Raw genomic sequence first — 372 nt, 5'->3', positions numbered from 1 at the left:
AACTAATAAAACGCGGTGTTTCTCGGCTTATTGCTTAAAAATTTAATAAATATTATCTAGTTTTCAAAGAACAAATTCGACAATTAATATTGTCAATGGAGCCTAACGGGATCGAACCGATGACCTCCTGCGTGCAAGGCAGGCGCTCTCCCAGCTGAGCTAAGGCCCCATAATGGGTATTTTATTAATTGGTAAATGGGCCTAAATGGACTCGAACCATCGACCTCACGCTTATCAGGCGTGCGCTCTAAACCAGCTGAGCTATAGGCCCGTAAACGCTTTTGAGAGTAGATCTCTCAAAACTAAACAAATTTTCGACAAGTGTGTAGGTTTCCGTAATATTCCTTAGAAAGGAGGTGATCCAGCCGCAGG

Annotated in this window: 2 tRNA genes; both read right to left on the bottom strand. The window is 42.7% G+C overall.

The features are described from left to right. Window positions 1–96: 96 nt before the first annotated feature. A tRNA-Ala gene (locus tag AC1RP1_RS08030) sits at window positions 97–169 on the bottom strand. A gap of 27 nt (window positions 170–196) precedes the next feature. After that, window positions 197–271, bottom strand: a tRNA-Ile gene (locus AC1RP1_RS08025). Window positions 272–372 lie beyond the last annotated feature (101 nt).

The organism is Dellaglioa sp. CoH-56-MRSF-13 (genome assembly GCF_056782095.1).
This window is presented reverse-complemented; position numbering and strand designations above follow the sequence as displayed.